Raw genomic sequence first — 26,476 nt, 5'->3', positions numbered from 1 at the left:
TGAAATAAATTAATGGAGTATCCTGCGATGAAACATTGGTTCCTGTTCCCCCTTCTTTTGCTTTCCCTTCTGCTGACGTCCTGTCACAAAGACGATGAGCCCCAAACGACGCCCTACAGGCGGACGGTTTTAGTTTATATTGTTGCAGACAATAATGGTCTTGCTTCTTATGCCCAAGAAGATTTGGCGGAAATGAAAGAAGGTATGGCTCAGGTGTCCGACGGCATGCTCCATTTGCTCGTCTACATCGATACGGGCAGCTCGCCCCGCCTTGTGGAACTGAAGAAACAGAACGGACAGGTGGTGGAAGACGTGGTGCGCACCTACGACGACCGCAACTCCGTGGGCGTGGACGAGACGCGCGAAGTCTTTGCCGACGTATTTTCCAATCCCGATTTTCTGGCCGAAGGCTACGGCTTGATTTACTGGTCGCATGCCGACGGGTGGATCCCCTACGGTCAGGCTTCGACCCGTTGGGTGGGGCAGGACAAGACCGACGGCGACCATCGCATGAACATCTCCGAGTTGGTTTCTGTCCTTGAAGGGGCGCCCCATCTCGATTTCCTTATGTTCGATGCCTGCTTCATGGCCTCTGTCGAGGTGGCCTACGAGCTGCGCGGCTTTACCGACTACTACATCGGTTCGCCTACCGAGAACCCCGGTCCCGGCGCTCCCTACGAACGCCTGGTTCCCCTGATGGCTGCCGACCAGGCAGCGGTCGAGATGTCCAAGGCCTATTTTGCTGCCTACGAGGAAATCTATAACGGCGGTATCGGCATTTCCAATTCCAACTGGACGGGCGGTACGTCCATCTGCGTGATGCGCACCGACGCCCTCGAGCAGCTGGCTGCGCTCACCGCCCAGCTCCTACCCGAAGAGGTGGTGAATATCGCTGCACTCAAAGCCGCTGTCTTCGACTACGACCACGACGGTTGGGGGCGCGACTACGTGGGTTACTTCGACCTGAAGCAACTCATGGAGCAGGTGCTCGACGATGCCTCGTATGCCACGTGGACGCAGGCCTTCGACGCCGCCATTGCCTACTGGAGCACCACGCCCAAGAACTATTCCCAGTTTGTCGGCATGTTCTCCATGGAGGGTGCCAACGGCATCACCCACTACATCCCCGGCAGCAGCACTCAGCGCGATGCGGCCTACCATTCTATGAAATGGTATCAGGACGCAGGGCTGGAGAAGCTGGGGTGGTAACGATGGACAGACTCCTCTTGTTTGTAATGATTTATGCGTAACGGCTCTGTTATTGTGTAATATTATTTTATTGTTATTGCCTGCCCTTGCTTAAGAAATCGCTATTACGAATTACAGATTACAGTTAGCGAAACTGAATATTTGGGAGAGAGAGTTATATAGTTATATTATATATATAATATATATATTATATATATAATATAAAATTTTGTACGCACTTTTTAAAATTGAAATTTGCTAACTGTAATCTGTAATTCGTAATTTGTAATTGGACAGTTCCCTTGAAATTGGCGACAGGCAGGGTTCTCTCGCATCGACTTCATGCAGCCATCTTCCCTGCACCGACAGCCACATCCTTGGGCAGGTAGATACGTCGCCGCCGCCCACCGCGCACCGGCGGGGATATGGCTCCCCTCTCAGCAAAATATCGCTTCCCAGCCCGCAAAACAATGCTTTCCTCCCCGCAAAACAATGCTTTCCTCAAGAAATAATATCTTTTACGATAAATTTTCCATTGGAAATTATGTTTTCTCGGAAATTATGCTTTTCTTTGCGGCGTGAAACCGAAAACAACAACGAAAACCCAACAACAAGAAACGTTATGAAATACCTGATTATTGGGGGCGTGGCAGGCGGAGCAACCGCCGCCGCCCGACTGAGAAGAGTGGACGAAGCGGCAGACATCATCCTGCTGGAGAAGGGAAAATACATCTCGTACGCCAACTGCGGCTTGCCGTACTACATCGGCGGCGTCATCGAAGACCGCGCCAAGCTGCTGGTGCAGACGCCCCAGTCGTTCGGGCAGCGCTTCCGCATCGACGTGCGTGTGGAGAACGAGGCTGTGGCCATCGACCCCGCCCGCAAGGCCGTGACCGTGCGCCGTGCCGACGGCACCACCTACGAGGAGACCTACGACAAGCTGCTCCTCTCGCCCGGCGCCACGCCCGTGCGTCCGCCCCTCGAGGGCATCGGCGAGGAGGGCATCTTCACCCTGCGCAATGTGGACGACACCGACCGCATCAAAGCCTATCTCACGGAGAAGCGCGTGCGTCGTGCCGTCGTGGTGGGCGCGGGCTTCATCGGGCTGGAGATGGCCGAAAACCTGCACCACGCCGGTGTGGCCGTCTCGGTGGTCGAGATGGGCAATCAGGTGATGGCTCCCATCGACTACTCCATGGCCGCCCCCGTGCACCAGCACCTTGTGGAGAAGGGCGTGGGCCTCTACCTGGAGGAGGGTGTCACCAGCTTCCGCCGCACTGACGAGGGCCTCACCGTCTTCCTGAAGAGCGGCAAGCCCCTGCAGGCCGACCTCGTGCTGCTCTCCATCGGCGTGCGTCCCGCTACGGCCTTGGCCAAGGAGGCCGGATTGAAGCTGGGCGAGACGGGCGGCATCTGGGTGGACGAGTACCTGCAAACCTCTGCCCCCGACATCTATGCCGTGGGCGACGCCATCGAGTTCCCGCACCCGTTGACGGGTAAACCCTGGCTGAACTACCTGGCCGGCCCCGCCAACCGTCAGGGACGCATCGTGGCCGACAATATGGCCCTGGGCAACGTCACCGCCTACGAGGGCGCCATCGGCACCTCCATCGCCAAGGTGTTCGACCTCACCGTGGCCTCCACCGGTCTGGCCGCCAAGCGCCTGAAACAGCTGGGCATGGACTACCTGAGCTCCGTGACCCACTCCGGCTCGCACGCCGGCTACTATCCCGACGCCCTGCCCCTGACGCTGAAACTGACCTTCGACCCCAAGACGGGCCGCCTCTATGGCGCCCAGTGCGTGGGCTACGAGGGCGTGGACAAGCGCATCGACCAGATAGCCCAGCTCATCAAGCACGGCGGAACGGTGTACGACCTCGTGGAAACCGAACACGCCTACGCGCCGCCCTTCTCGTCGGCCAAGGACCCCGTCGCCATCGCCGGCTATGTGGCCTCCAACCTGCTGAGCGGAGCCATGCCCGCCATCACCTGGCGCGAGCTGGCGGCGCAGAAAGACGGCCTCGTGCTCATCGACACCCGCACGCCCGAGGAATTTGCCTTCGGCACCATCCCTGGCGCTGTGAATATCCCCCTCGACAACCTGCGCCAGCGCCTGTCCGAAGTGCCGGCGGACCGTCCCGTCGTGGTGTTCTGCGCCGTGGGTTTGCGCGGCTATCTGGCGCAACGCATCCTGCTGGGTCGCGGCTATACCAACGTGCGCAACCTGATTGGCGGCTACAAGACCTATTCCGCGGCCGTAGCGCCCGTTTTGCCCACCGAGGCATGTTTCTGTACCTGCGAGCCGTCCGCGTCGCACAGAGAGGCTGAAAATGCGTCGTGCGTGTGCGACCGCCCCGTGGTGCGCATCAATGCCTGCGGCCTGCAATGCCCCGGCCCCATCATGAAGGTCAAGGAGGCAATGGACGCCGCCGTGCCCGGCCAGCGCGTGGAAGTGGTGGCTACCGATGCCGGTTTTGCCCGCGACGCCTCGGCCTGGTGCCACACGACGGGCAACCGACTGATTGAAAAATCGGAGTCGAAAGGCCGCTATACCGTGCTTTTGGAGAAGGGAAACGGCGTTTGTGAGGCCGAAAATGGCGGAAATGGCGGTCGCGGAAAGACGCTGATCCTCTTCAGTGACGACCTGGACAAGGCGCTTGCGACTTTTGTTTTGGCCAACGGAGCGGCCGCCACGGGTCAGAAGGTGTCCATATTCTTTACCTTCTGGGGTTTGAATGTGTTGAAAAAAGTGAATAAACCCGCCGTGCAGAAAGACATCTTCGGCCGCATGTTCGGCTGGATGCTGCCCTCCAGTTCGCTGAAGCTGAAGCTCTCGCAGATGAACATGCTGGGCATGGGCAGCCGCATGATGCGCTACCTGATGAAGCGCAAGGGTGTGGATTCGCTGGAGAGCCTCCGTGCGCAGGCACTGGCACAGGGCGTGGAGTTCATCGCCTGCCAGATGTCGATGGACATGATGGGCATCGCCCGCGAGGAGCTGCTGGACGAAGTGACCGTGGGCGGCGTGGCCACCTACATGGATCGTGCCGACCAGGCGAATGTGAACTTGTTCATCTAATTGGAATGAAGAATGAAGAACGAAGAATGAAGAATTTCCGTGTGGCCAGTTTGCCCCTTATTCTTCATTCCTCGTTCCTTATTCTTCATTCCTCATTCTTCATTTATATATGGAAACTTTGTGTAAGATACGCGATATTTATCGGGCCATCGCCGAGTTCGAGGCCCAGTTTGAGCAGGCCTATGGCCTGTCGCTCAACGAAGGCATGCTGCTCTGTACGCTCCTGTCGCGGGGCAAGCTGAGCTCCAGCGAGGTGGCCGAGACTTTGGGCTTGTCGGCCTCCAACGCGTCGAAAGTCATCCGCTCCGTCGAGGGCAAGGAACTGATTGTGCGCCAAGTGGGGCGCGAAGACAAGCGTCAGATGTACTTCGTGCCGACCCCTGCGGGCAAGGAACTGATCGGGTGCATCAAGGCGGCCCACTTCGACTTGCCGCCCTTGCTGGCCGAGGCCGTGGGCGAGGGGTGCTGAGACAACTTCATCTTCGTTACCCGCGATGAGTTTTGAAGGAAGAACTTGCCTTTTGGGAAGGTTTTTTCTTCAGAATTGTTTATTTTTGTAGCCAATAATGATTGGACACAACAAAAAAGAACGATATGCAAAAGCTGTTGTCATTGCCCCCCAACCTGGTGGAGGCCTTCTCCGAACTGGAACGTGTAGACACGAACGAATGGTTTTGTACGTCCGACCCTGTCGGCATGAAGCTGGGTTCGGGTGGTGGTACCACCTGGCTCCTGCGTCAGTGGGAGCAGAATCGCTCCGCCGAGGCACGAGCCGAGAAGCGCATCCTTCTCCATGCCGGCGGACAAAGCCGACGCCTGCCGTCCTATGCCCCTTCGGGCAAGATACTGACGCCCCTGCCCGTGTTCCGCTGGGCGCGCGGCCAGCGGTTGGGGCAGAACCTGCTCTCCCTACAGCTGCCCTTGTACGAAAAGATCATGGAGCGTGCTCCCGAGTCGCTTCGCACCCTTATAGCCAGCGGCGACGTCTACATCCGTGCCGAGAAGCCCTTGCAGGACATTCCTGAGGCCGACGTCGTGTGCTACGGCCTGTGGGTAGATCCTGTGCTGGCCACCCATCACGGCGTGTTCGTCTCCAGCCGCAAGGAGCCCGAAGTGCTCGACTTCATGCTTCAGAAACCTTCGCTGGCCGAGCTCGAAGACCTGGCGCAAACCCATCTCTTCCTGATGGACATCGGCATCTGGCTCTTGAGTGACCGTGCCGTCGAGTTGCTCAAGAAGCGTTCGCTCAAGGCCGAAGGACCGACAGATCCTGCCGTTCCCTGGTCCGACCTGCGCTACTACGACCTCTACTCCGACTTCGGTCGGGCGCTGGGTGCCCATCCGCGCATTGCCGACGACGAGCTGAACGCCCTGTCGGTGGCCATCCTGCCCCTGCCTGGTGGCGAGTTCTATCACTACGGCACCAGCCGCGAGCTGCTTTCGAGCACCCTTGCCCTGCAAAGCAAGGTGTCCGACCAGCGTCAGATCATGCACCGCAAGGTGAAACCCAATGCCTCCATCTTCACCCAAAACGCAGAAGTGGGCATCAAGTTCTCCGAGGCCAACGAAAACGTGTGGATAGAAAACAGTTGTGTGCCCGCTTCGTGGGAGCTTGGCGCGCGACATATCATCACGGGTGTGCCCCGCAACCAGTGGGAGCTGGTGTTGTTCGATGGCTATTGCGTTGACATCGTGCCCTTGCAGGGTGGAGGATGGGCGGTTCGCCCCTATGGCTTCGACAATGCTTTCAAGGGGGCTTTGGACGATGAGAATACCCGTTACCTGAACAATTCCTTCAACTTTTGGATGGAGTGCCGCGAACTTACTTTGGACGACTTTCCAGGCCGTCACGACGACCTTCAGGCGGCTGCCCTCTTCCCTGTGGTGTACGATGTGGAGACGATGGGGCAGATGGTTGCCTGGATGACCACTAACCCTACCTCGTGGGAGGTTCGTCAGAAGTGGCTGGCGTCTGAACGCCTCTCGGCCGACGAGATTTCCGCCCGTGCCGACCTGCGCCGCCTCTATACCCAACGCGAAGCCTTTGCCAAGAAGAACTGGGAACTGCTGGCCACGAACTATGAGAAAAGCGTCTTCTACCAGCTCGACCTGGCCGACGCCGCGCGCGAATACCATCGCCTCGACCTGCCGAAGCCAGCTCCGCTGCCCGACGATGCCCCGCTGATGCAACGCATCCACAACCGCATGCTTCGTGCGCAGGTAGACAAACTGGGCGGCGCCGACTACAAGGCCGACGAACAGGCTGCCTTCGGCCTGCTCCACGAAGGCCTGCTGGCCGACCTCTACGAACACAAGAGCCGCCCCATGCTCAACGTCTATAGCGACCAGATTGTGTGGGGACGAAGCCCTGTGCGCATCGACATGGCGGGCGGATGGACCGACACGCCTCCCTATTCGCTCCTGGCGGGTGGGCATGTGGTGAACATTGCCGTCGAGCTCAACGGCCAGCCGCCCCTGCAGGTCTATGTCAAGCCCTGCAAGGACTTCCACATCATCCTCCGCTCCATCGACATGGGTGAAATGGAGGTCATCCGCACGTACGAGGAATTGCATGACTATTGCAAGATAGGTTCACCCTTTTCCATTCCCAAGGCGGCGTTGGTGCTGGCTGGTTTTTCGCCCAAGTTCTCCGAAGTAGCTTACGAGACATTGGCCGAACAGCTTCAGGCCTTTGGGACGGGCATTGAAATCACCCTGCTCTCGGCCATCCCTGCGGGGTCAGGGTTGGGCACTAGCTCCATCTTGGCGTCCACCGTCTTGGGGTCGCTGAGCGATTTCTGCGGCCTGTCGTGGGACAAGAACGAAGTGTGCCGTCGCACCCTCGCCCTAGAGCAGCTGCTCACCACGGGCGGCGGTTGGCAAGATCAGTATGGAGGTGTGCTTCAAGGTATCAAGCTCTTGCAGACGGAGCCTGGCTTCGTTCAGCAACCCCTCGTGCGCTGGTTGCCCGACCACTTGTTTGTACAACCCGAATATCGCGCCTGCCACCTGCTCTACTATACAGGTATCACTCGCACGGCCAAAGGCATTCTGGCAGAGATTGTCCGTTCGATGTTCCTCAATTCAGGACCTCATCTTTCCCTGCTGGCCGAGATGAAAGTTCATGCGCTCGATATGGCCGAAGCCATCCAGCGCAACGACTTCGAGGCCTTCGGCAAGCTGGTGGGCAAGACATGGACGCAAAACAAGGCTTTGGACAGTGGTACCAATCCGCCCGCCGTAGAAGAGATTATCAATAAGATCAAGGACTATACGCTGGGCTGTAAGTTACCTGGTGCGGGTGGGGGAGGCTACCTCTACATGGTGGCCAAAGACCCGCAGGCCGCCCTTCGTATCCGCGAGACATTGACCCGCGAGGCGCCTAATCCGCGCGCCCGCTTCGTCGAGATGTCTCTGTCGGACAAAGGGTTCCAGGTATCGAGATCGTAAGTTAATTGAAAATGGAGAATTGAGAATGGAAAATGACCCAGTTGGGAAATAATTCTCCATTATCAATTTTCAATTCTCAATTATTCATGATGGTAAGGGCTTCCGTTCAGGATGGACATGGCGCGATAGAGCTGCTCTACGAAGATGAGGCGCACCATCTGATGGGAAAAAGTCATGCGTGAGAGCGACATTTTCTCGTGTGCTGCCTCGTAGACTTTCGGCGCGAAGCCATACGGCCCTCCGATGATGAAGACCAGCCGCTTGTTTACCGTATTCATCTTGCGCTTCATGTAGTCGGCAAACTCCATGGAGCGCATTTCTTTTCCTCCCTCGTCAAGGAGCACTACGACATCGCCCGGCTGGAGTGCTTTCAAGATCAGTTCGCCTTCCTTTTCCTTTTGCACTTCTTCGCTCAGACTTTTGGTATTCTTCAGCTCAGGAATCACTTCCATGTCGAACGACAGGTAGCGTTTCGTGCGTTGCACGTAGTCGGCAATGGCCGTAATGAAATGGGGCTCAACGGTTTTTCCTACAACAAGCAGAATGGTTTTCATACGTCTTTGGGGTTGGTTTTGTGCACAAAAGTACGACTTTTCTTGCGTTTTTTTACAATAAATTTCTACCTTTGCGTGGGTAAACACTTGTGATATGAAGAAACAGGTACTCTTTTGGTTGTTCTGCTTATGGACAGGGGTGGCTGCACTGATGGCGCAGGAAATCCCTGCCGAAGTGTTGACAGCCTTTCAAAAAGGAAGTCCCAAGGGCCTGACCCGCTATATGGGCGATAAGGTAGAGTTGGTTATCTTGAACAAGACAACCCATGCCGATAAAGAAATGGCCTCAGATATCCTGACGGATTTTTTTGCCAAGAACAAGGTAAGTCGCTTTGATGTCAGGCATCAAGGCAAGCGAAATGAGTCAGGTTTCCTTGTCGGCACAATGCAGACGGGCAGAGGAACGTATCGCGTGAACTGTTTCCTCAGAAAAGTGAATAGCAATTACATTATACACCAAATAAGAATTGATAAGACAAATGAATAAGGAACAAGAACTGATAGACAGGCTCATCGACCTGGCTTTTGCAGAAGACATAGGCGATGGCGACCATACCACCCTTTCGTGCATCCCCGAGACGGCGATGGGTAAGTCGAAGTTGCTGATCAAGGAAGCAGGCATCTTGGCTGGCATCGAAGTGGCCAAGGAAGTGTTCCACCGCTTCGACCCTACGATGAAGGTGACCGTCTACATCAACGATGGCGCTGAGGTGAAACCTGGCGACGTGGCCATGATTGTGGAAGGCAAGGTACAGTCGCTCCTCCAGACGGAGCGCTTGATGCTGAACATCATGCAACGCATGAGCGGCATCGCCACCATGACCCACAAGTATCAGGAACGCCTCAAGGGTACGCACACCCGCGTGCTCGATACTCGCAAGACTACTCCTGGTATGCGCATCCTCGAGAAGATGGCCGTCAAGATAGGTGGAGGTGTGAACCATCGCATCGGTCTTTTCGACATGATTCTGCTCAAGGATAATCATGTGGATTTTGCAGGCGGCATCGACAAAGCCATCACCCGTGCCAAGGAATATTGCAAGGCCAAGGGCAAGGACCTGAAGATAGAAATCGAAGTGCGCAACTTCGACGAACTCCAGCAGGTGCTCGACTTGGGCGGCGTGGATCGTATCATGTTCGACAACTTTACGCCTGAGATGACCCGCAAGGCCGTCGAGATGGTGGGTGGTCGCTACGAGACGGAATCGTCGGGTGGCATCACGTTCGACACCCTGCGCGACTATGCCGAGTGTGGCGTGGACTTCATCTCTGTCGGTGCCCTGACTCACTCTGTGAAGGGACTCGACATGAGTTTCAAGGCTTGTTGATTTTCCATATTGTTTAGATAACAGGATTTGCCTTTCATAGATTGTCTGATTGCAGGGCGGTTTATGAAAGGCTTTTCTTTTCTGTTCATGTGTATAGAGAGGTAAATCTTCCTCTTTTTAACTTCTTTTTAAATTTCGGATTGCAGCATTTGGATAGATGCTGCGTCTAACAGACAAAAGACGCGAGGAAGCGTCCGTAACGTAAGGTATTGGTATTGGATTGTGAAATAGAGCTGGTTGAAGGGTGTCGGGCAGGTGATAATGCTGCTCGGAAAGAGTTGTACACCCTTTATTCCCGCCAGATGCTGGCCGTGTGCTATCGTTATGTGGGCGATATCGATGAAGCCCACGATGTGTTGCACGACGCTTTCATCAAGATCTTTTCCAATTTCACCTTTCGTGGCGAATGTTCGCTGGCTACGTGGATGACGCGCGTGATGATGACACAATCCATCGACTATTTGCGTCGCAAGCAACGCTTCAATCAGTTGATAGTTAGTGATGATCATTTGCCTGACGTAGTGGATGAAGCGGAGGCGGCGGAAAGTGGAAGCCAGTTGTCTGAAGAGATATTGATGCAGTTTGTGGCCGAATTGCCCGACGGATGCCGAACGGTCTTCAACTTGTATGTGTTCGAGGAAAAGTCGCATAAGGAGATAGCCCGCCTGCTTCACATCAAGGAACACTCTTCCACCTCGCAACTTCACAGGGCCAAGAGTTTGTTAGCAAAGAGAATAAAAGAGTATACAGAACATGAAAGGAAATAATGAAGAAATAGTCGGATTGTTCCGTCAGAAGTTGGGCAGGTCAGAGATGCCTGTCAACGATGGCTTTTGGGAAGCATTGGAGCGCGATTTGCCCGCTTCAGGCATTGCCGAAAGCAAGCGTCGGATCTTGTCCCCCTCTTTTTATAGGATAGCCGCCGCCGCGTCGGTCGTGTTGGTACTGGGCATGGCGTCGGCTGCTTTCTGGTTCTTCTCTCCAAAGGAGGAGATGGAAGAAGCCTTTACGCAAGTGGCGGCACTCGTGCCTGGCGCAAGTCTGGACGGCGACCGTTTGGAAGAAATCTTGCCTAGTGTGAAAGAGGCGACTCCTACAACTCCTTCTGCAGGACAGATGCAACCTGTGTTGGCTGCTTCAGGTGCCGAAGAGGAGGGCGAACAGACGATGTCTGTACGTGTTTCCATTCGCGTCACCCAGCAGGTGTATGGCCATGCAGGGCGGAACAAGTCGGGCAGCTACCATGCAGGTATGGGAGGTAATGGCTATCATGCTGCCTCGTCGGCCGAAGACATGCCGGCAAAAGAGAGCACTTCGTCACCCCAGGTAGAAGAAAAATCTGTAGCCAAGTCTGTCTTGAAGTCGCGCAACTGGGCTTTGAAGGCTTACGTGGGCAGTTCTTTGCCCGATGGCGATTTCAGAATGCCTTTGACGACAGGCGTCAGCGTAGAGCGCCAGTTAGGCAAGCGTCTTTCGCTGGAAGCAGGGTTGCAATACAATCGTCTGCACGACGTGGCGTTGCCAGAAGGCAGTCACACTTATCATACGCTCTCCATCCCTGTGCGATTGAACGTAAACCTGGCAGGCAATGACAAAGTCGACCTTTATGCCATGGCTGGCGGAAGCGTAGAAAAATGTGTGGCTGGGGCCGAAAACAACAGCTTCGGAGCCGAGCCCTTGCAACTGGCTGCTTTGGCAGGGGTAGGCGTACGCTATAAATTGAACGACCGTTTCGCCCTTTTTGCCGAGCCGATGCTGACCTGTCATTTCGATACGGATTCTTCCACCCGCACCCTGCGGACAGAGCGACCTGCCAACTTCAATCTTTTGTGCGGCGTTCGCATGACTTATTAACCGATAAAGCTCAACGACTATGACTACCACTTTAAAATCCCTGTTATACAGCCTCCTTGCAGGCTGCCTGTTGACGTTGGCACTGACATTCACTGCGTGCCATGCTGAAACTTTCGATGCTGAAAATCCCGATGTCGACCTTTTTGTCGACCAGCTTCGGTCGGGCAAATACCACCCCGATGGAGATGATGCCTTGGGCAAGGTGCCCAAATTTACACGCGAGGACATCGGTCGCCTCCTGAAGTATGCCGACGACCTGACGCTCATCCCTTCCTTCCCTTTGGCCACGGCTTCTTATTCAGCAGCTGGCAGGCTTCGGTTGGGCGAATGCATCCTTTGGACGGTAGAAACCATCCGCCTGGGGCATAACGCCTCGATGGGGTGCAAGATGGTGCATATCGATGCGGACAACTACGAAGGCATCTACTTCCTCTCCGACGAAGAAGTGCTCGACGCCGCCGCCCGATATCGTCGCTGGTGGGAGAGCCGCAAGTATCCGCGTACCATGTGGACGGTAGATCCCTGCTACGACGAGCCCCTCTGCGGTAGTGGCTACATGTGGTGGTAAACTCATTTACGTACTAACTATCCGATTGCATTGTGAAACGTTTTTGGTACCTATATGGGCTGCTTTGGCTGGCAGCTCTCCCCCTCTATGCGCAAGACTGGACGAAAGCCGACTCTCTTCGCCTCCAGCAGCTGCTCCAATCCGACGGGGAGATCATCCTCAATCTGGACATCCTGAAGGAGGTGGACGAAACCCCTTGGGGAAGTCCTAAGACCGTCGAGTCGAAGCCCTGGCTCGAGGTGGACGAAACCTTGCCTGCCGTGCAGGGCATCCGTCCACGCAAGGTGAAGTTGACCCTCTTCCCCTATACAGCCAACACGCCCTACAACTGGGACCCTGTGAGGCAACGCAAGATAAAAGTCGACAAGAATACCTGGCGCAACGATCCCTTCTACGAACTGAAGACGAGAACCATTTACTCCAATTGGGCCAAATCGCCACTCGATGCCGGCCCTCGCGAGACGGTCGAGCAGATAGAAGCTACCGGCCTTCGCTATGTCGTGATGGGGCGTATGGCCAATCAGTCAGTCCTCGGCTGGCAGGCCATCAGCCGTCCTTCGGGCTATAGCCTGATGCCCGACAAGGGGGCTTGGAACATTCGTGCCCGCAAGCGGCGGGCGCGTACATTGGAGGTTCTCCGCATGTATGCCGACTCTACTCGCATTGAGCCGAAGCAGCCGGTCTCTTCCAAAGAAGAACAAAAACGATAACGGGTCTTGAAAGTCATTTTGATGGGATCGGTAAAGCATTGCTTTCGTCAGGTTAAAGCACCGTTTTCCTTTGGTTAAAGCATTGCTTTCCTATGGATTGATTATGGAGGAGGTATGAACCGAAAAAAGCTTCTTGAGAACACGAAAAAGCTTACTTTATGTCAGTTTTTTGCTTAAATCTTGCTAATAGAACATTAAAAGAGAGATTTTGGATAGTTATAAATCAGTAAAATCTCCTAACTTTGAGCAATTTTTTAAACTCTAAATAAAATAATGGCATGAGAGAAATGATTAAACCAGCAACAGGACGTCTTGGCGTACTGGTTGTTGGAGTGGGAGGCGCTGTGGCCACCACTATGATTACAGGTGTATTGGCAGCCCGTAAGGGACTGGCAAAGGCGATCGGTTCGATAACCCAGATGGCCACAATGAAAATGAAGGACGGCAAGGAGCATCTGATTAAAGATATCGTGCCTCTGACCGATCTGAATGACATTGTTTTCGGCGGTTGGGACATCTTTGCCGACGATGCTTACGAGGCAGCCATGTACGCCGAAGTGTTGAAGGAAAAAGACTTGAATTTGGTAAAAGACGAACTGAAGGCTATCCGTCCGATGACGGCTGCTTTCGACCATAACTTTGCTAAACGCCTGAACGGTACGCACATCAAGTCGGCAGCCACTCGCTGGGACATGGTGGAGCAGCTCCGTCAGGACATCCGCGAGTTCAAGGCCGTCAATGGTTGCGAGCGCATCGTGGTATTGTGGGCGGCAAGTACGGAAATCTTCGTGCCCCTCTCTGACGAACACATGTCGCTGGAGGCGCTGGAGAAGGCTATGAAGGAGAACAATACGGAAGTGATCTCGCCTAGCATGTGCTATGCTTATGCGGCCATTGCCGAGGGTGCTCCTTTCGTGATGGGTGCTCCCAACCTCTGCGTGGACACACCTGCCATGTGGGAGTTCTCCAAGAAGATGAATGTGCCCATCGCAGGCAAGGACTTCAAGAGCGGACAGACGCTGATGAAGACCGTGCTGGCGCCGATGTTCAAGACGCGTATGCTGGGTGTGAGCGGATGGTTCTCTACCAACATTTTGGGCAACCGCGATGGCGAGGTGCTCGACCAGCCCGAGAACTTCAAGACGAAGGAGGTGAGCAAGTTGTCGGTTATCGACAACATCTTCGAGCCTGAGAAGTTCCCCGACCTCTATGGCAATGTCTATCACAAGGTGCGTATCAATTACTATCCGCCCCGCAAGGATAACAAGGAGGCTTGGGACAACATCGACATCTTTGGCTGGATGGGTTATCCGATGGAAATCAAGGTCAACTTCTTGTGCCGCGATTCCATTTTGGCCGCACCTATCGCGCTCGACCTGGTGCTCTTCAGTGACCTGGCTCTGCGTGCAGGCATGTGTGGCATCCAGACGTGGCTTTCGTTCTTCTGCAAGAGTCCGATGCACGACTTCGAACACCAGCCTGTGCACGACCTCTTCCAGCAATGGCGCATGGTGAAGCAGACCATTCGTGGCATGGTGGGCGAGAAAGAACCTGACTATCTTGACTAAAAGATGGATCAATGTAAAGAATGATTGTATAACATAATAAAAGGGAGAGAGGGTGTACGCCGAAGATTACAGGCAATTCAAAGGAGTACATCCTCTCTTGTGTGAAACGAATCGAAGATAAGACTATGGACAGACCTCCTTTCCTTCCGATGCTGATAGGCACGGGGTTCGGCTCAGGCTTTTCGCCCGTGGCGCCTGGCACGGCCGGTGCGTTACTGGCTGCTTTGGTGTGGTACCTTCTGTCGTTCCTTCTGTCAGGAGTGGCGTTGTTGTGGTTTACGGTGGCCTTGATACTGGTCTTTACCTTGGCCGGCGTTTGGGCAGCCGACCGCCTGGAACCTGCTTGGGGCGAAGACCCTTCGCGGGTGGTGGTCGATGAGATGGTGGGCGTATGGATCAGCCTGCTGGCCGCTCCTGCCGGGCACGTGTGGTATGGCTTGGCTGCCTTTATGCTCTTCCGCTTTTTTGATATCCTCAAGCCTTTGGGCATCCGCAGGATGGAGAAGCTGCCAGGAGGGTGGGGAGTGATGATGGACGACATCCTTTCGGGCGTCTATGGTTTTATCGTATTGATTGTGGCCAGATGGATAATCGGTTGATGGTAGACGGAGGAGGACGCAGGCATCGGCGCAGAGAAGTGTGGATGTTCTGCAAGGCGCAGTTGTCGGCTTGGCTGGCAAGTGTCGTCGATTTCTTGGTGACCATCTCGCTGGTAAAGTTTGGAAGCCTTTTCTACCTGTATGCCACTTTCATCGGCTCTGTGGTGGGAGGTGTCACGAACTGCGTCATCAATTATGGCTGGGTGTTTCATGCCGACGGATGCAAGAAAGTCCACGTGGCCGTGAAATACCTGTTTGTCTGGGGAATGAGCATCATGCTCAACACCTGGGGAACCTTTGCTCTGACCGAGTGGGTCACAGGAATGGGCTGGATGGAGCGACTGCCTGCTTATTATGCGGACAACATGTTCATTGTGTCGAAGATGCTTGTTGCTGTAACCGTAGCTTTCTTTTGGAACTACAGCATGCAGCGGACATTTGTTTACCGCAACCTTAACTTCAGGCGTATCTTCCGGAAAGGGAAGTGAACGTCGCAATGCTTGGGATATTATTAATTATTTATTCTGTATATGAACTATAGAGACTATTTGCAACAGTTGATTTACAAGATTATCAATCCTGTTGTGCATGGCATGATTAAGGTGGGAATTACCCCCAATTTCATTACTACTACGGGGCTGGTGTTGAATATCGTGGCAGCTGTCGTATTTGTGTATGCAAGTTTTGCCGGTGGTGATAAGGCGTTGACCTGTGCTGGATGGGCAGGTGGTATCGTATTGTTTGCCGGGTTGTTCGACATGATGGACGGGCGTGTGGCACGTGTGGGAAATATGTCTTCCACGTTCGGCGCGCTCTACGACTCTGTGCTCGACCGTTATAGCGAGCTATTCACCCTTTTCGGCATCCTCTACTTCCTACTCCTTCAGGGCTATTTCTGGGGAAGCATCATTACGGGGGTGGCCATCATCGGTTCGCTCATGGTGAGCTATGTACGTGCCCGTGCCGAAGGCTTGGACTTGGAGTGTAAGGTGGGGCTGATGCAACGTCCTGAGCGTGTGGTGCTGACAGCTTTGGGTGCCATCTTCTGTGGCGTTTTCCAAGATTGCACCGCTTTCGATAGCGTGTACATCCTGATTGCTCCACTGGCCATTATTGCCGTGTTGGCCAACTGGACGGCATTTGTCCGCATCAACCATTGTCGCAAACTTTTGAAGAAGTAATCGGATGAAGTCATTAATTCTGCCTCCGGCAAGGGAAACCTTGTCGGTTCTTGTGATAACCTCCCTTTTCTTATTGTTGACAGGGATGTTTGTGGGCATCCGTCCTGAACATTTCCTGATGGTGGGGCTTTTTCTGTTGCTGTTCTTTTCAGGAAGCTATACCCGCAAGCTGGCGGTAGCTTTGCTTCCTTTCATTGTGTTTGGCGTTTCCTACGACTGGATGCGAGTATGGCCCAACTACGAGGTAAACCCCATCGATGTGCAGGGACTTTATGAGGCTGAGAAAAGCCTCTTTGGCATTACAGTGGGTGGACAGACGCTGATTCCTTGTGAGTTCTTTGCTCAACACCATTGTAGTGTGGCTGATTTTATGGCCGGCATTTTCTATCTCTGTTGGGTGCCCGTCCCTATTGCTTTCGGCCTGTGGCTCTATTTCAAGGGGCAGCGCAGCATGTACTTGCGTTTCTCAATGGTTTTCCTGCTGGTCAATCTGATAGGTTTTGTCGGATACTATATTCACCCGGCTGCTCCGCCCTGGTATGCCATGAACTATGGTTTTGAACCAGTACTTTCCACGCCAGGCAATGTCGCTGGCCTTGGCCGATTTGACGAACTTTTGGGTATTACCGTTTTCGAAGGTATCTATGGACGTAATGCCAATGTTTTCGCAGCCGTTCCTTCGCTCCATGCTGCTTACATGGTTGTGGCCCTAGCCTATGCCGTCATGGCTCGTTGCCGTCGTTGGCTCATTGCTCTCTTTGCCTTCATTATGGTCGGTATTTGGTGGACAGCTGTCTATTCGGGTCATCATTACATCATCGACGTATCGCTGGGCATCGGTTGTGCTCTGCTGGGTATCTTTGTCTTTGAGCAGGGGCTGATGCGATGGAATGCCTTCCGTCGTTTCTTCCAACGTTATAGCAATTACATTGGCTGATCCGGCTGACTCCCTCCTTATTCTTCGGCATTCTGTTCGCTGTATTTGGAGGGAGATACGCCGAATTGTGCTGCAAAATGTTTTCGTAAAGTGCGTGTGTCATTATAGCCCACCATCTCAGCTATCTCCTGCATGCTATATCGGTTCTCCAAGATGAGCGAAGCCGCTTTGCTCATTCGTACACTACGGATCATGTCGATGGCCGCCAGTTCGCTCCGTTGCTTGATTTTTCGATAGAGGGTCGGTTGACTCATGTGAAGCTGGTCAGCCAGCATTTTCACGTTGAAGTTCTCGTCTGCTAGGTTGGCTTCTATTATCTGTATTACCTGCTGGATAAAGTAGTCTTCTGCTTCTTCTTTTTCATCTTTTTTTTCTTCTGTTTTCAGTCTCAGAGTACCTGCGTACAACCGTTTTAGCCTTTCACGTTGGCGTATCAAGTTGCGTACTCTTGACTTCAGCATCTCTGGATTGAAGGGCTTCATCATATAGTCATCTGCTCCGATGCCCAATGCTTGTATTACGTCCGAGTCCTCAGACTTGGCGGTGAGCATCAAGATGGGGATAGAGGCGGTTTGTGGTGATTCTTTTAGTTCGCGACAGCAATCCAAACCGTCTTTGACAGGCATCATGATATCGCAGATAATGAGGTCTGGTGTTTGTTCGTGGGCAGCGCGGATGCCTTCTTCACCGTTGCCTGCTTCTTCAATGGCAAACTCTCCTTCGAACAGACTGCCGATGTATTGGCGGATATCAGCATTGTCTTCGATGATAAGCAGCCTTTTTCCTGTTTCGTGATTGTGGTCGGCTGTATCCGATATGCTACCTGTGGTGGCAGGTTGTGGTTGTTTAGCCGGTTTATAGAGGCTTACTTTCTCGTTGGTTGTGTCGAAGTGAGTGTTTCCTTCGGGGATGTAAAGGCTGATGATGGTGCCGTGGCCAGGACGATCGGCAGTTCGGATATATCCGTGGTGTAAATCGACAATGTTTTTCACAATACGCATACCGATTCCAGTTTGTGTAGAGTGTATGGGGGTATTTACTCCTGTCGTAAAAGGTTCGAATAAGTGTTCTTTTACTTCTTGAGGTATGCCTGCTCCTGTATCGCTGATGGTGACGTTGCAGAAAGGATGTCCGTCTATAACAGTTCTTCCTATAACCAGTTCTACAGTTCCTTCTGGTAAGGTATATTTAAAGGCATTGGAAAGCAGATTACGTAATGCGGATGCCATTTTTTCTGCATCGATCCATAACATAAGTGGTTCGGGCAGAAGATGGATATGAAATTGATAGTGTCCTTTTTCAGCCATTGACTTAAATGGTTCGCATAGGTTGTCCACTAGTTGATTGATGTCTGTTTTTGTTACTTTGAGCTTTACCATGTCGGCTTCTACTTTTTGTACGAAAAGCAGTTGGTCCATAAGGGCATGTAACGACTTACTATTGTCAAAGGCCGTTTTCAATTGTCTTTGTATTTTTGGGGATAGTCCTTCGATATGCTGTAGTTCTTGCAGTGGGGCCAGAATTAAGGTAAGTGGTGTCCGTAGTTCATGGGCAATTTCTGTGAAGAACCGTTCGCGTTCCATGCGCAGTTGTTTTTCTTTGTCACGTTCTACTTTGGCAGTAAATACTTCGTGCTCCAGTTGCATTTCGTGTTCCATCCGTTTTGCCCTCAATCGGATTCGTCTGAAGACGAATAGTATGCATAGTGCTATTGCTATGAAGATACAGAGACGAAACCAGGCACTGCTACTCCAGTGAGGTTCAATGGTGATATGCAGGGCAGTTGTTTGGTCCGCTGTGTTGTCCGGATGTAAGTTTTTGATTTCAAAGGTGTAGTTACCGTGTTTCAGGTTAGTATAGGACACCTTTTCTTCTCCTGTGGTATAGATCCATTCTTGTTGGTAGGGATACAGTCGATAGGCGTATGTTTCCCGTTCGTCAGAATAGGAAAGGTTACTGAAGGTAAGGGAGAAGTCCCGGTTCTTATAATTGAGACGGATATTTGATAAATAGGTGATGTCGTATGGCAGGATATGTTGTCCATTGACAACTTGGTCGATTCTTATTAGTTGGTTATTGACTTCCAGTCCGGTTATCAGTACACGTTTGGATTGTTCGAAACGATCGCTATTCTCTGGTTTGAAATAAGTCAGGTTTTTATTGTTACCCCAAAATAAAGTTTTCTTCCAATATAAGGCCGAACGGTTACTTCCCGATACAAAGATGTTAGTAATCTGTATGTCAGTTAGTTGGGTTGTATTGGAATGGTATTTGAGCCATGATTTTATTGTTGGAAATAGGAGTTTAAGTAGTTGTAAATCAGCTTATTATGTACTATATAAATGTTGCTTTCTTTTGTTTTCACAAGTTACTTACCAATACACATTTGTTATATAGTTGATTGTCAGATAATTAATGGCTATTTGGCTCGTATTTGAGCCATTACTTCCACTTACTAGCTAAAATAACTTATATAATTGATTATCAGTATTTTATATTGTAGACCTACAATCTGAGTGCGTAATCGCTGGTTGAATCTTCTTTATTCAGCTACTTACCCACACAGTTATATAAACAGTCTGATGCTCAATTTGATACAGCTAATTGAATCATATTTGAGCCATTAAATTTTACGTTTCTATCCATTTGGAAATATGAACGGTTCTGATTTTCTTATAAGTTTCAATTTTTTCATCACTTTCCTGATTTAGATGTGATTTTATTAGAGTTTAATATTTAATAACACAGATGCGAATGAATTTATCTCTAATATGCATCTATATTTTGCAAAATTAGGTAATTATCAATTATTTCGCATAATATGTATCGAAAATATTTCTCAATATCTCATCTGTGTTTATTTAGTCGCCAATTATTTCAGCAAGGAGAAAAAGGTATTCACATATATACAGGTTTTCAGATTCTCAGAAAGATGTACGTTATGTTGATCCTGCATATGGTAGAAATTTATGCTACATGATTTTTCAGCAAAGGAATAAAGAACTTACTTTCTGCTTAGGGATGAAGTTTATAAATAAGTTTATCAATTCATATATACATATATGAGTTCTATTAAACTTGTAAACTCAATGGCTTATCCTGTTGTATGGCTGAATCAGTCAAGTAAGTTTAGTTTAAGATACATGTATATATACATGGGTAAATCTAAACTTTAAACTTGTAGAAAGCCCTCCATCAGTCAGAATGCTGTTCTGGTTGATGGAGGGCTATATTGGTCTTTTTCTCCTTGCTGAAATTGTATTTCTGTTTATAGTTACAACTGTTGTAATAGATGGCTGGTCTTTGCCCAATAGTAATAGGCTTCAGGAGAAGTCCTTTTCAGCTTATTCAGTCGCGAAGGAAGTGTGGGTGCTATATCCAGGGAGCCTATGGTGGCAGGATTACCGTCGTATTTTTCTATTATTGTGTTGCCCGTCTCTATCATTGTGGCGATATAGGCTGCGCGTGCTGCGTCTCTAATCGCATCGTCAATGAAATAACCGCCATTGAACATGAAGGATTTGATCCTTTGTATACCACGTTGTAGTGCATCAAATTGTCCGTTTCCTTCACTTCCCCTTGTTGCCAGACACAGCGAAGTCTGTCTGATATCATCGAAAATGAGTTTTGGATTGTTTGGCAAATGCCTGTATGAGAGTTCAACTTCTGCAATTTGTACAAACGATTTTGTCGTTGTTTCAAGGACCTCTGTCTTCTCGAACAGTCTGGCTATATCATATAGCTGTTTGATGATCTCCATGCTGGCATCCTTACCATTTTTGATATATGGAATACCTGTTGTATTGGGTGCATACGCCGTAAGCTTGTCTCCGAGAATATCTCCAATGGATGGTACTTTTACATAATTCAGTTCACCTTCTGTCTTTATAAAACGGCTTTCTACAGGTAAAGTCACGACTTCGTTGTAGTGACAGTCTTCATTTAGAACGTCCAGTAGGATGGTTTCTTTTCGGTCTATGCCATCAAGGAAAGCCACTTGATAAAAGAATTTGGAATGCGATTTTGGTATGTCTGTTCCACGCTGAATTCTTTCTATCGGCTTATAGTCAATAAAGCCATAGTCTTTGTATGATTGCAGATACTCTTCTATTTCAGTACCTGGAGGACATATTATATCAATATCTATAGACAGCCTGTGTCTTTGTTCTTTTAAAAGAAGCATCAGACTGCTTCCACCTTTGAAATGAAATGGGCAACCTGAAGCCGCCAACATGTCCAGCAATGAAAAGGCATGGATGACCTTTTCAATGATATTTTTGTCCGGATAGTTTAGCTCCTTGGATTTTTCTTCAATCCATCTTGCTGTAAAGCATTCTTTATTTATCATATTTTTGTGATTGTTCTATTAATGAATAAGTACTATCGTATGCTCCTCTACGTTTTGCATATCGGAGCATTTTGGGAGTATTGACTGTGTACAAATCAAAGGCGGTCTGATACATATAAGTGATTTCCGTGCCCTGCATATAATCAAAGTCTTCGTCTTTCTGTATATCTACGAGTAGCTTTTCGATGGTAGGAGTAACCATCCCATCAACCTTATTTACTGGAGATTCAGTGACAAATATCTTTACAATGATGCATGGTTCATGCATGTTTACGTAGTCGTACATGAACTTTGCTGTCGGTTGCTTATAAACGGGCATGTCTGAATCCTTCAACAGAGAAAAAACAGAATCTACAGCATCCCGGTTGGTCTCGACATAAATAGCATGGTTCACAGAGACGTGATGTTGTAGTGTGGTGAAGATGCTGCCATCGTAGATGCAGAAATCGGTGAATGGCAATTTCTCTTTCAATCCGACATATAGTTTTCTCAGTGTTTCTGTTGGAGCAAATGAGAACACCTGTTTATCTGTAAGCATGTATTCACCATTTCCTGTACGGGCTATCTTGTTCTCTTTGGTTAAGGTACAGAGATACTGGCGGGCGGTATTGGTCTTTATCCCCAATACTGATACTAATTGAGGCACTTCAATCCGTCCGTAAGTACGAGCATAATTCAATATGCTCTGTTTAATACTATATTTCTCGTCAATACTCATTGCAGTGCAAATATAATATAAAGTCGGCAACAAACCAACTTTATTGCCGACTTTATATATAAGTTCTGAGCAATTAATCATTCTTTAGTGTGTTTTTCTATATTAAGTAACACCATTATGAATTCATCATATTATGGAATATATGAGGTATTTTTCTTGTGTTGTAAAAGCATAGTATTAAAAGTATCCCGCAAATGACTAAGAAATTAAGTAGAATCTCTTATTAACGAAACTACACCTATCTGCTTGACTGTTTCCTAATATGAAGAGGTAAATATTTCTCGATCAACAATCTGAAATCACACCATAAAACATTGTCTTACCATTTACGTTTACTCTTTGTAAAATGATTCCATTGTTCTGCTAGGATAATATAAAGTCGGCAATAAAACCGATTTATTGCCGACTTTATATTATCAAATTCTTTTATCCGGGCTGTTAACTACTTTATGAGAATATTTACATGGTTGTGCATTGTCTGTCGGTGCTTCAGTAAGGAGAAAATGTAGTTCCCATTTTCTTTCTCATATGATATTTCTATTCGCAATGAATTGTTCGTCAGTCTTTTTATAAACCTGTTCAGGTTTGTAACCAAAGTTTAAAATACATGTATATATACATGGGTAAATCTAAACTTTAAACTTGCAGTAAGCCAGAGTAGGACAGAAGTCCGCTCTTTGACTGATAGGCATTGCCTTTCTTTTTCTCCTTGCTGATTTTGCACCTTTTCATCACTCACATGAGTGGCATCAGCCTTGTTGTGCTTCACCTCTGGCTTCCATCCTCTTGAATAGCTTCCGTGTTCAGACCTTTTTATGCAGAGTGCGGAGTTTCGTATTTCTCTTGCTATGCTATGCCGGGTTCATGGTGAAGTTTGGGAGTTATCGCTTTCACTATGTCCGGATTGCTTGCCATGGATCTGTGAAACCTGTCGAGTCTGACTATGAGAACAGCATTCTTTACCATGACCAGACACAAGAATATCAGGCCATTCCCTTCACATCTCATTTTGGACGAAGCCGTGACACTTACTTTTTCCTGTTGCGAAGTTAGTGCAAGCCGCATACTGCAAGTACCAGAACCTTATTCCCTGAATTTTTTCAAAAACTTTTCCAGCTGCAGCTTTTCGGAAAACTTTTCCTGCCTGACGGTGAAATAATTCGGTAATTACTTGCCTGATTGCTATCCTTGCCAACTTTGATGGCAACGTAAAAAATAAATGTTTCACTTCTAAAATTTCAATGTTATGAAGAAAATGGAAAATTCTTTCGTAGTTTCTGGTTTTGTAGGTAAGGATGCAAGCATCCATCAGTTCTCAACCGCAAGCGTTGCACGTTTCCCTTTGGCAATCAGCCGCACTGAGAAATCAGGCGAGGAAACAACCCGCACTTCCGCTTTCATAAACGTCGAGACATGGCGCAAGAATGAGAATACTACATCCTTTGACCGCCTTGTCAAAGGAGCACTCCTCACGGTTGAAGGCTATTTCAAGCCGGAGGAGTGGCAGGATGCCGACGGTGTCAAGCGCAACAGAGTGGCATTTGTAGCCACCAGGTTCTATGAAGCTGTTGAAAAGGAGGAAACTCCAGCAGCTCAGGAGAAGAACTCCAAGAAGGGCAAGTAAATCCTTTCTTCTCTCCAATAGAGCGGCCTTCGGGTCGCTTTTTTTATGCTTATACTTCTCTTTGCCGAGATTCGTTCCTTATACACCGACTTCGGGGAACTGGCATAAATTCCGTTGCGAAGGTAATTGTCCGGTCTTGTCATCAGCAAGGTCAGGGCTTCGCTTTGCCGCAAAATCTCCACACCTGCGGGTAGTATTTTGGAGCAAAACCTTGCAGAGACAGCCCCGACACCTTCTTGGTGCAACAAAATTTATATGTGTTCCCGAAGTAGTTGATCTACGAGAGGGAAGAAAAAAAACAGATGATATTATGACGACAATCCAATCAATCCTGAGCCGACTGACCAAGGCTGTTGGCGGTACTGAAAAGATGCTCTACACAGAGCCGGAGTTGAACAAGTTTGCAGAGTTCTACCTTGACAAGTGGGACGAGAACACCAGTGAGGATGTCATAGCCGAGTCTTTCACTGACTTCTGGTGGGACACAGACAGGGCTTGCAGAAGATGTTCAGAGTGTGGCAGACTGATGCGTGCCGGGTATTGTGCTGACATGGGAGTAGCCTACTATTGCAGTGATGAATGTCTGCACAGTGACTTCACCGATGAAGAATGGGCTGAGGAATGCGAGAACAACGACCAGAGTTATTATACGGAGTGGTAATCTTTTAAAATTCAATGATATGGCAAATTTAGCAACAACGACCTATAAGGTCACTGGGACACGTGAAGCAGTAAATAACCTGTGGACTACCTTTCAGGACATGGAAGTGGATAGTAAGGATATAAGGCTGTTCAAGCTTGCCGAGCATTACGGCATTGACTATGAGAAAAAGCAAATCAGTGTTAGAGGACATATCTATTGGGCTGAATATGAAGAAGACGAAGAGAATGATTATTTCCTTCTTTCATTTGAGACAGAAACCGCATGGGATGCCTGTAACGAACTCTTCTTTGAAATAAACCGGATATTGAATGATGAACTGAGTATTTCATACAGATGTTGCGAAAGTGGATGTGATTTGTTCTATACCCATGACGAGGGGGATTTCTTTCCCGAAGAATGTTGTGTGAGTTCATACGGCGAACCTTTCGAGGATGCATGTGAGGATGTTTTTGACACCATTGAGGATGCCATAGCTGAATGGACATCAAAGACCGGTATTGGACAGGGAGACCGCAGTGAAAAAGAAATGGTGGATTTTATCAATAGCTATGAATGCGAAAGCGAAGAGACCTATTTCTACATCCACCCTTTTACATTCGAATAACATACCCGCAAGGACATGAGGCAAGTCTCGTGTCCTTGCATAAAAACAAGATAATATGGACAGGTACAGCGCAGAACTGATTGGAGCATCTTGCGAACTTATAACCCCATGCAGGGGCTGTAGCCATGGAATAATTGTGGCAGTGTATAACGAACAACTTCTTGTACGGTTAATCAGCGGAGCACAACGATTAGTGAGCAAAGATGAAGTCATATTATTATGACCCTGATACTTTCCCTGACTGTTTTCAACTGTTAGGAGACATTGGTAGGTGTTTGTATATCATACATTTACCTTTGTATACATTGATACATGTGGACAAGTACACGTGTAAACAGGAATACAAGAACACATTGAAACATATAAACATAAAAACAAATAGTATGGCACAGAAAATCATCACTTTCGCCAACCATAAAGGTGGCGTATCAAAGACAACTTCAACCGCCTCTATCGGGGCTTGTATGGCAATGAAAGGCAAGAAAGTCCTGCTTATAGACCTTGACGGACAGGCAAACCTGACACTGTATTTCATACCTAATGAGGATGAAATTGAGACGAGCATTTTTGATTCATTGGTAAACGGTGTTCCTTTGCCTGTAAAACATATCCGGGAGAATCTTGACCTTGTCCCTTCTTCCCTTGAAATGGCAAGTGCGGAAATAGCTCTGACCAATCTGTTGGCAAGAGAGCAACTGCTCAGCCGTCTGCTTGAACCGCTCAGGAAAGACTATGACTATATCCTGATTGACTGTCCGCCTTCTCTTGGTATTGTCACTACCAATGCCTTTATCGCGGCTGATGAGATCATCGTACCGATGACACCGGAGCTGCTTCCTTTGAAAGGCATGAGGATGCTTGACGCATTTGTCACCACCTTGCAACGTGTCAAACCGTCGCTTCGCCTGGGCGGTGTGTTCATCGCCAGATTCAATCATCGTAAACTGAACAAGGTAGTGGAACAGGCTGTAAAGGAGCGTTACGAAAGTATCACCATGAATACCCGCATCCGTGAGAATATCGCCTTGGCTGAATCAGCCGGTAGTGGCAAAAGTATATTCGAGTATGATTTAAATTCCAACGGTGCAAAGGATTATCTTGCACTTACGGAGGAAATTCTTTCACGTAACCAATAACAACTATGACAAAAAACAATATGGACATTCTGCTTGGCAATATTTTGGGCAGTGCTGCTATCAGCCCTGACAATAAAACAGTAGAACAAACACCCGAGACCAAGCCAATTCCGAAACAGGAAAAACGGTCAGTCAAGGCAGAACGTAAAGAGCAACTGGACAATTCCTGGCGGCATTTCTCCTTTATCTGCTCCAGGGAACTTGTAGATAAGGTACAGGCAATAGCTTACAAGGAGGGTTTCACTATACGTGCCTTTATGGAGTATGTGATGAAACAGGGCATCGAGGCATACGAGGCGAAGCATGGCAAGGCTCGGAAAGTCAAGTCCAAAAGCATCAATGATGTAATGTAAACGTGTATACACG

24 protein-coding genes and 1 pseudogene are annotated in these 26,476 nt (G+C 49.6%); 20 read left to right on the top strand and 5 right to left on the bottom strand.

Annotated features, from left to right (window positions below):
• Positions 1-27: 27 nt before the first annotated feature.
• From BQ8005_RS07005 to BQ8005_RS06990, 4 genes are all read left to right on the top strand, one after another.
• Positions 28-1,209 carry a clostripain-related cysteine peptidase gene (locus tag BQ8005_RS07005; RefSeq protein ID WP_075317550.1) on the top strand — a complete coding sequence of 394 codons (1,182 nt, stop codon included), beginning with the start codon at positions 28-30 and terminating at the stop codon, positions 1,207-1,209.
• A 601-nt stretch (positions 1,210-1,810) separates the two neighbouring features.
• The gene (locus BQ8005_RS07000) at positions 1,811-4,267 is read left to right on the top strand and encodes an FAD-dependent oxidoreductase (RefSeq protein ID WP_075319011.1); all 2,457 of its coding nucleotides are present in this window, start codon (positions 1,811-1,813) and stop codon (positions 4,265-4,267) included.
• A 109-nt stretch (positions 4,268-4,376) separates the two neighbouring features.
• Positions 4,377-4,736 carry a MarR family winged helix-turn-helix transcriptional regulator gene (locus BQ8005_RS06995; protein WP_075317549.1) on the top strand — a complete coding sequence of 120 codons (360 nt, stop codon included), beginning with the start codon at positions 4,377-4,379 and terminating at the stop codon, positions 4,734-4,736.
• Positions 4,737-4,861: 125 nt separating this feature from the next.
• Positions 4,862-7,717, top strand: coding sequence for a bifunctional fucokinase/fucose-1-phosphate guanylyltransferase (locus tag BQ8005_RS06990; protein WP_075319009.1), 2,856 nt, complete (start codon positions 4,862-4,864; stop codon positions 7,715-7,717).
• 80 nt (positions 7,718-7,797) lie between these two features.
• Here BQ8005_RS06990 and rlmH read toward each other — a convergent pair whose 3' ends face one another.
• Complete coding sequence (gene rlmH / locus BQ8005_RS06985) at positions 7,798-8,271, bottom strand: 23S rRNA (pseudouridine(1915)-N(3))-methyltransferase RlmH (RefSeq protein WP_021847919.1); 474 nt, start codon at positions 8,269-8,271, stop codon at positions 7,798-7,800.
• 94 nt (positions 8,272-8,365) lie between these two features.
• Between rlmH and BQ8005_RS06980 the strand changes: the two genes are divergently transcribed.
• The 11 genes from BQ8005_RS06980 to BQ8005_RS06930 all read left to right on the top strand — a co-directional run bounded on the left by BQ8005_RS06980 (position 8,366) and on the right by BQ8005_RS06930 (position 17,016).
• Positions 8,366-8,758, top strand: coding sequence for a DUF4783 domain-containing protein (locus tag BQ8005_RS06980; RefSeq protein ID WP_021847918.1), 393 nt, complete (start codon positions 8,366-8,368; stop codon positions 8,756-8,758).
• The gene (gene nadC, locus BQ8005_RS06975; protein ID WP_075317548.1) at positions 8,751-9,599 is read left to right on the top strand and encodes a carboxylating nicotinate-nucleotide diphosphorylase; all 849 of its coding nucleotides are present in this window, start codon (positions 8,751-8,753) and stop codon (positions 9,597-9,599) included. The genes BQ8005_RS06980 and nadC overlap by 8 nt, the downstream gene beginning before the upstream one ends.
• Positions 9,600-9,814: 215 nt before the next feature.
• Entirely contained in the window at positions 9,815-10,366 is a 552-nt protein-coding gene (locus BQ8005_RS06970; RefSeq protein ID WP_021847916.1) for an RNA polymerase sigma factor, read from the top strand.
• Complete coding sequence (locus BQ8005_RS06965; protein WP_075317547.1) at positions 10,353-11,453, top strand: porin family protein; 1,101 nt, start codon at positions 10,353-10,355, stop codon at positions 11,451-11,453. Before BQ8005_RS06970 ends, BQ8005_RS06965 begins: the two co-directional genes overlap by 14 nt.
• Before the next feature lie 19 nt (positions 11,454-11,472).
• Positions 11,473-12,021, top strand: a complete 549-nt coding sequence (locus tag BQ8005_RS06960) for a DUF4943 family protein (RefSeq protein WP_083610518.1) — start codon at positions 11,473-11,475, stop codon at positions 12,019-12,021.
• A 32-nt stretch (positions 12,022-12,053) separates the two neighbouring features.
• Positions 12,054-12,731 carry a DUF4858 domain-containing protein gene (locus BQ8005_RS06955; protein ID WP_075317546.1) on the top strand — a complete coding sequence of 226 codons (678 nt, stop codon included), beginning with the start codon at positions 12,054-12,056 and terminating at the stop codon, positions 12,729-12,731.
• Between the two features lie 278 nt (positions 12,732-13,009).
• Complete coding sequence (locus BQ8005_RS06950; RefSeq protein WP_075317545.1) at positions 13,010-14,299, top strand: inositol-3-phosphate synthase; 1,290 nt, start codon at positions 13,010-13,012, stop codon at positions 14,297-14,299.
• A gap of 125 nt (positions 14,300-14,424) precedes the next feature.
• Positions 14,425-14,898, top strand: a complete 474-nt coding sequence (locus BQ8005_RS06945; RefSeq protein WP_075317544.1) for a phosphatidylglycerophosphatase A family protein — start codon at positions 14,425-14,427, stop codon at positions 14,896-14,898.
• Positions 14,883-15,386 carry a GtrA family protein gene (locus tag BQ8005_RS06940; RefSeq protein WP_075317543.1) on the top strand — a complete coding sequence of 168 codons (504 nt, stop codon included), beginning with the start codon at positions 14,883-14,885 and terminating at the stop codon, positions 15,384-15,386. Before BQ8005_RS06945 ends, BQ8005_RS06940 begins: the two co-directional genes overlap by 16 nt.
• Positions 15,387-15,428: 42 nt before the next feature.
• Entirely contained in the window at positions 15,429-16,079 is a 651-nt protein-coding gene (locus BQ8005_RS06935) for a CDP-alcohol phosphatidyltransferase family protein (RefSeq protein WP_021847909.1), read from the top strand.
• A 4-nt stretch (positions 16,080-16,083) separates the two neighbouring features.
• Entirely contained in the window at positions 16,084-17,016 is a 933-nt protein-coding gene (locus tag BQ8005_RS06930; protein ID WP_075317542.1) for a phosphoinositol dihydroceramide synthase, read from the top strand.
• 17 nt (positions 17,017-17,033) lie between these two features.
• On the opposite strand, the gene BQ8005_RS06925 is transcribed toward BQ8005_RS06930, so the two are convergent.
• From BQ8005_RS06925 to BQ8005_RS06915, 4 genes and pseudogenes are all read right to left on the bottom strand, one after another.
• Positions 17,034-18,674, bottom strand: a complete 1,641-nt coding sequence (locus BQ8005_RS06925; protein WP_159436222.1) for a hybrid sensor histidine kinase/response regulator transcription factor — start codon at positions 18,672-18,674, stop codon at positions 17,034-17,036.
• Between the two features lie 117 nt (positions 18,675-18,791).
• Positions 18,792-19,016, bottom strand: a pseudogene (locus BQ8005_RS17905) (triple tyrosine motif-containing protein); the annotation flags it as partial.
• Positions 19,017-20,290: 1,274 nt separating this feature from the next.
• Entirely contained in the window at positions 20,291-21,364 is a 1,074-nt protein-coding gene (locus tag BQ8005_RS06920) for a nucleotidyl transferase AbiEii/AbiGii toxin family protein (RefSeq protein WP_005826901.1), read from the bottom strand.
• Positions 21,354-22,082, bottom strand: a complete 729-nt coding sequence (locus BQ8005_RS06915) for a DUF6577 family protein (RefSeq protein ID WP_008781782.1) — start codon at positions 22,080-22,082, stop codon at positions 21,354-21,356. The genes BQ8005_RS06920 and BQ8005_RS06915 overlap by 11 nt, the downstream gene beginning before the upstream one ends.
• A gap of 1,246 nt (positions 22,083-23,328) precedes the next feature.
• Between BQ8005_RS06915 and BQ8005_RS06900 the strand changes: the two genes are divergently transcribed.
• The 5 genes from BQ8005_RS06900 to BQ8005_RS06880 all read left to right on the top strand — a co-directional run bounded on the left by BQ8005_RS06900 (position 23,329) and on the right by BQ8005_RS06880 (position 26,463).
• Complete coding sequence (locus BQ8005_RS06900; protein WP_004309321.1) at positions 23,329-23,706, top strand: single-stranded DNA-binding protein; 378 nt, start codon at positions 23,329-23,331, stop codon at positions 23,704-23,706.
• Positions 23,707-24,016: 310 nt separating this feature from the next.
• On the top strand, positions 24,017-24,367 hold the full coding sequence (locus tag BQ8005_RS06895; protein WP_075317540.1) for a hypothetical protein: 351 nt from the start codon (positions 24,017-24,019) through the stop codon (positions 24,365-24,367).
• A gap of 19 nt (positions 24,368-24,386) precedes the next feature.
• Positions 24,387-24,974, top strand: a complete 588-nt coding sequence (locus BQ8005_RS06890; RefSeq protein ID WP_075317539.1) for a hypothetical protein — start codon at positions 24,387-24,389, stop codon at positions 24,972-24,974.
• Between the two features lie 383 nt (positions 24,975-25,357).
• Positions 25,358-26,110, top strand: coding sequence for a ParA family protein (locus tag BQ8005_RS06885; protein ID WP_004309323.1), 753 nt, complete (start codon positions 25,358-25,360; stop codon positions 26,108-26,110).
• A 5-nt stretch (positions 26,111-26,115) separates the two neighbouring features.
• A complete protein-coding gene (locus BQ8005_RS06880; protein ID WP_075317538.1) occupies positions 26,116-26,463 on the top strand; it encodes a hypothetical protein in 348 nt (115 codons plus the stop codon).
• Positions 26,464-26,476: the final 13 nt, after the last annotated feature.

Source organism: Bacteroides togonis, assembly GCF_900130135.1.
Lineage (GTDB): Bacteria > Bacteroidota > Bacteroidia > Bacteroidales > Bacteroidaceae > Bacteroides > Bacteroides pullorum.
Note: the sequence above shows the minus strand (reverse complement) of the source record. Positions and strands in the feature narration are given on the sequence as shown.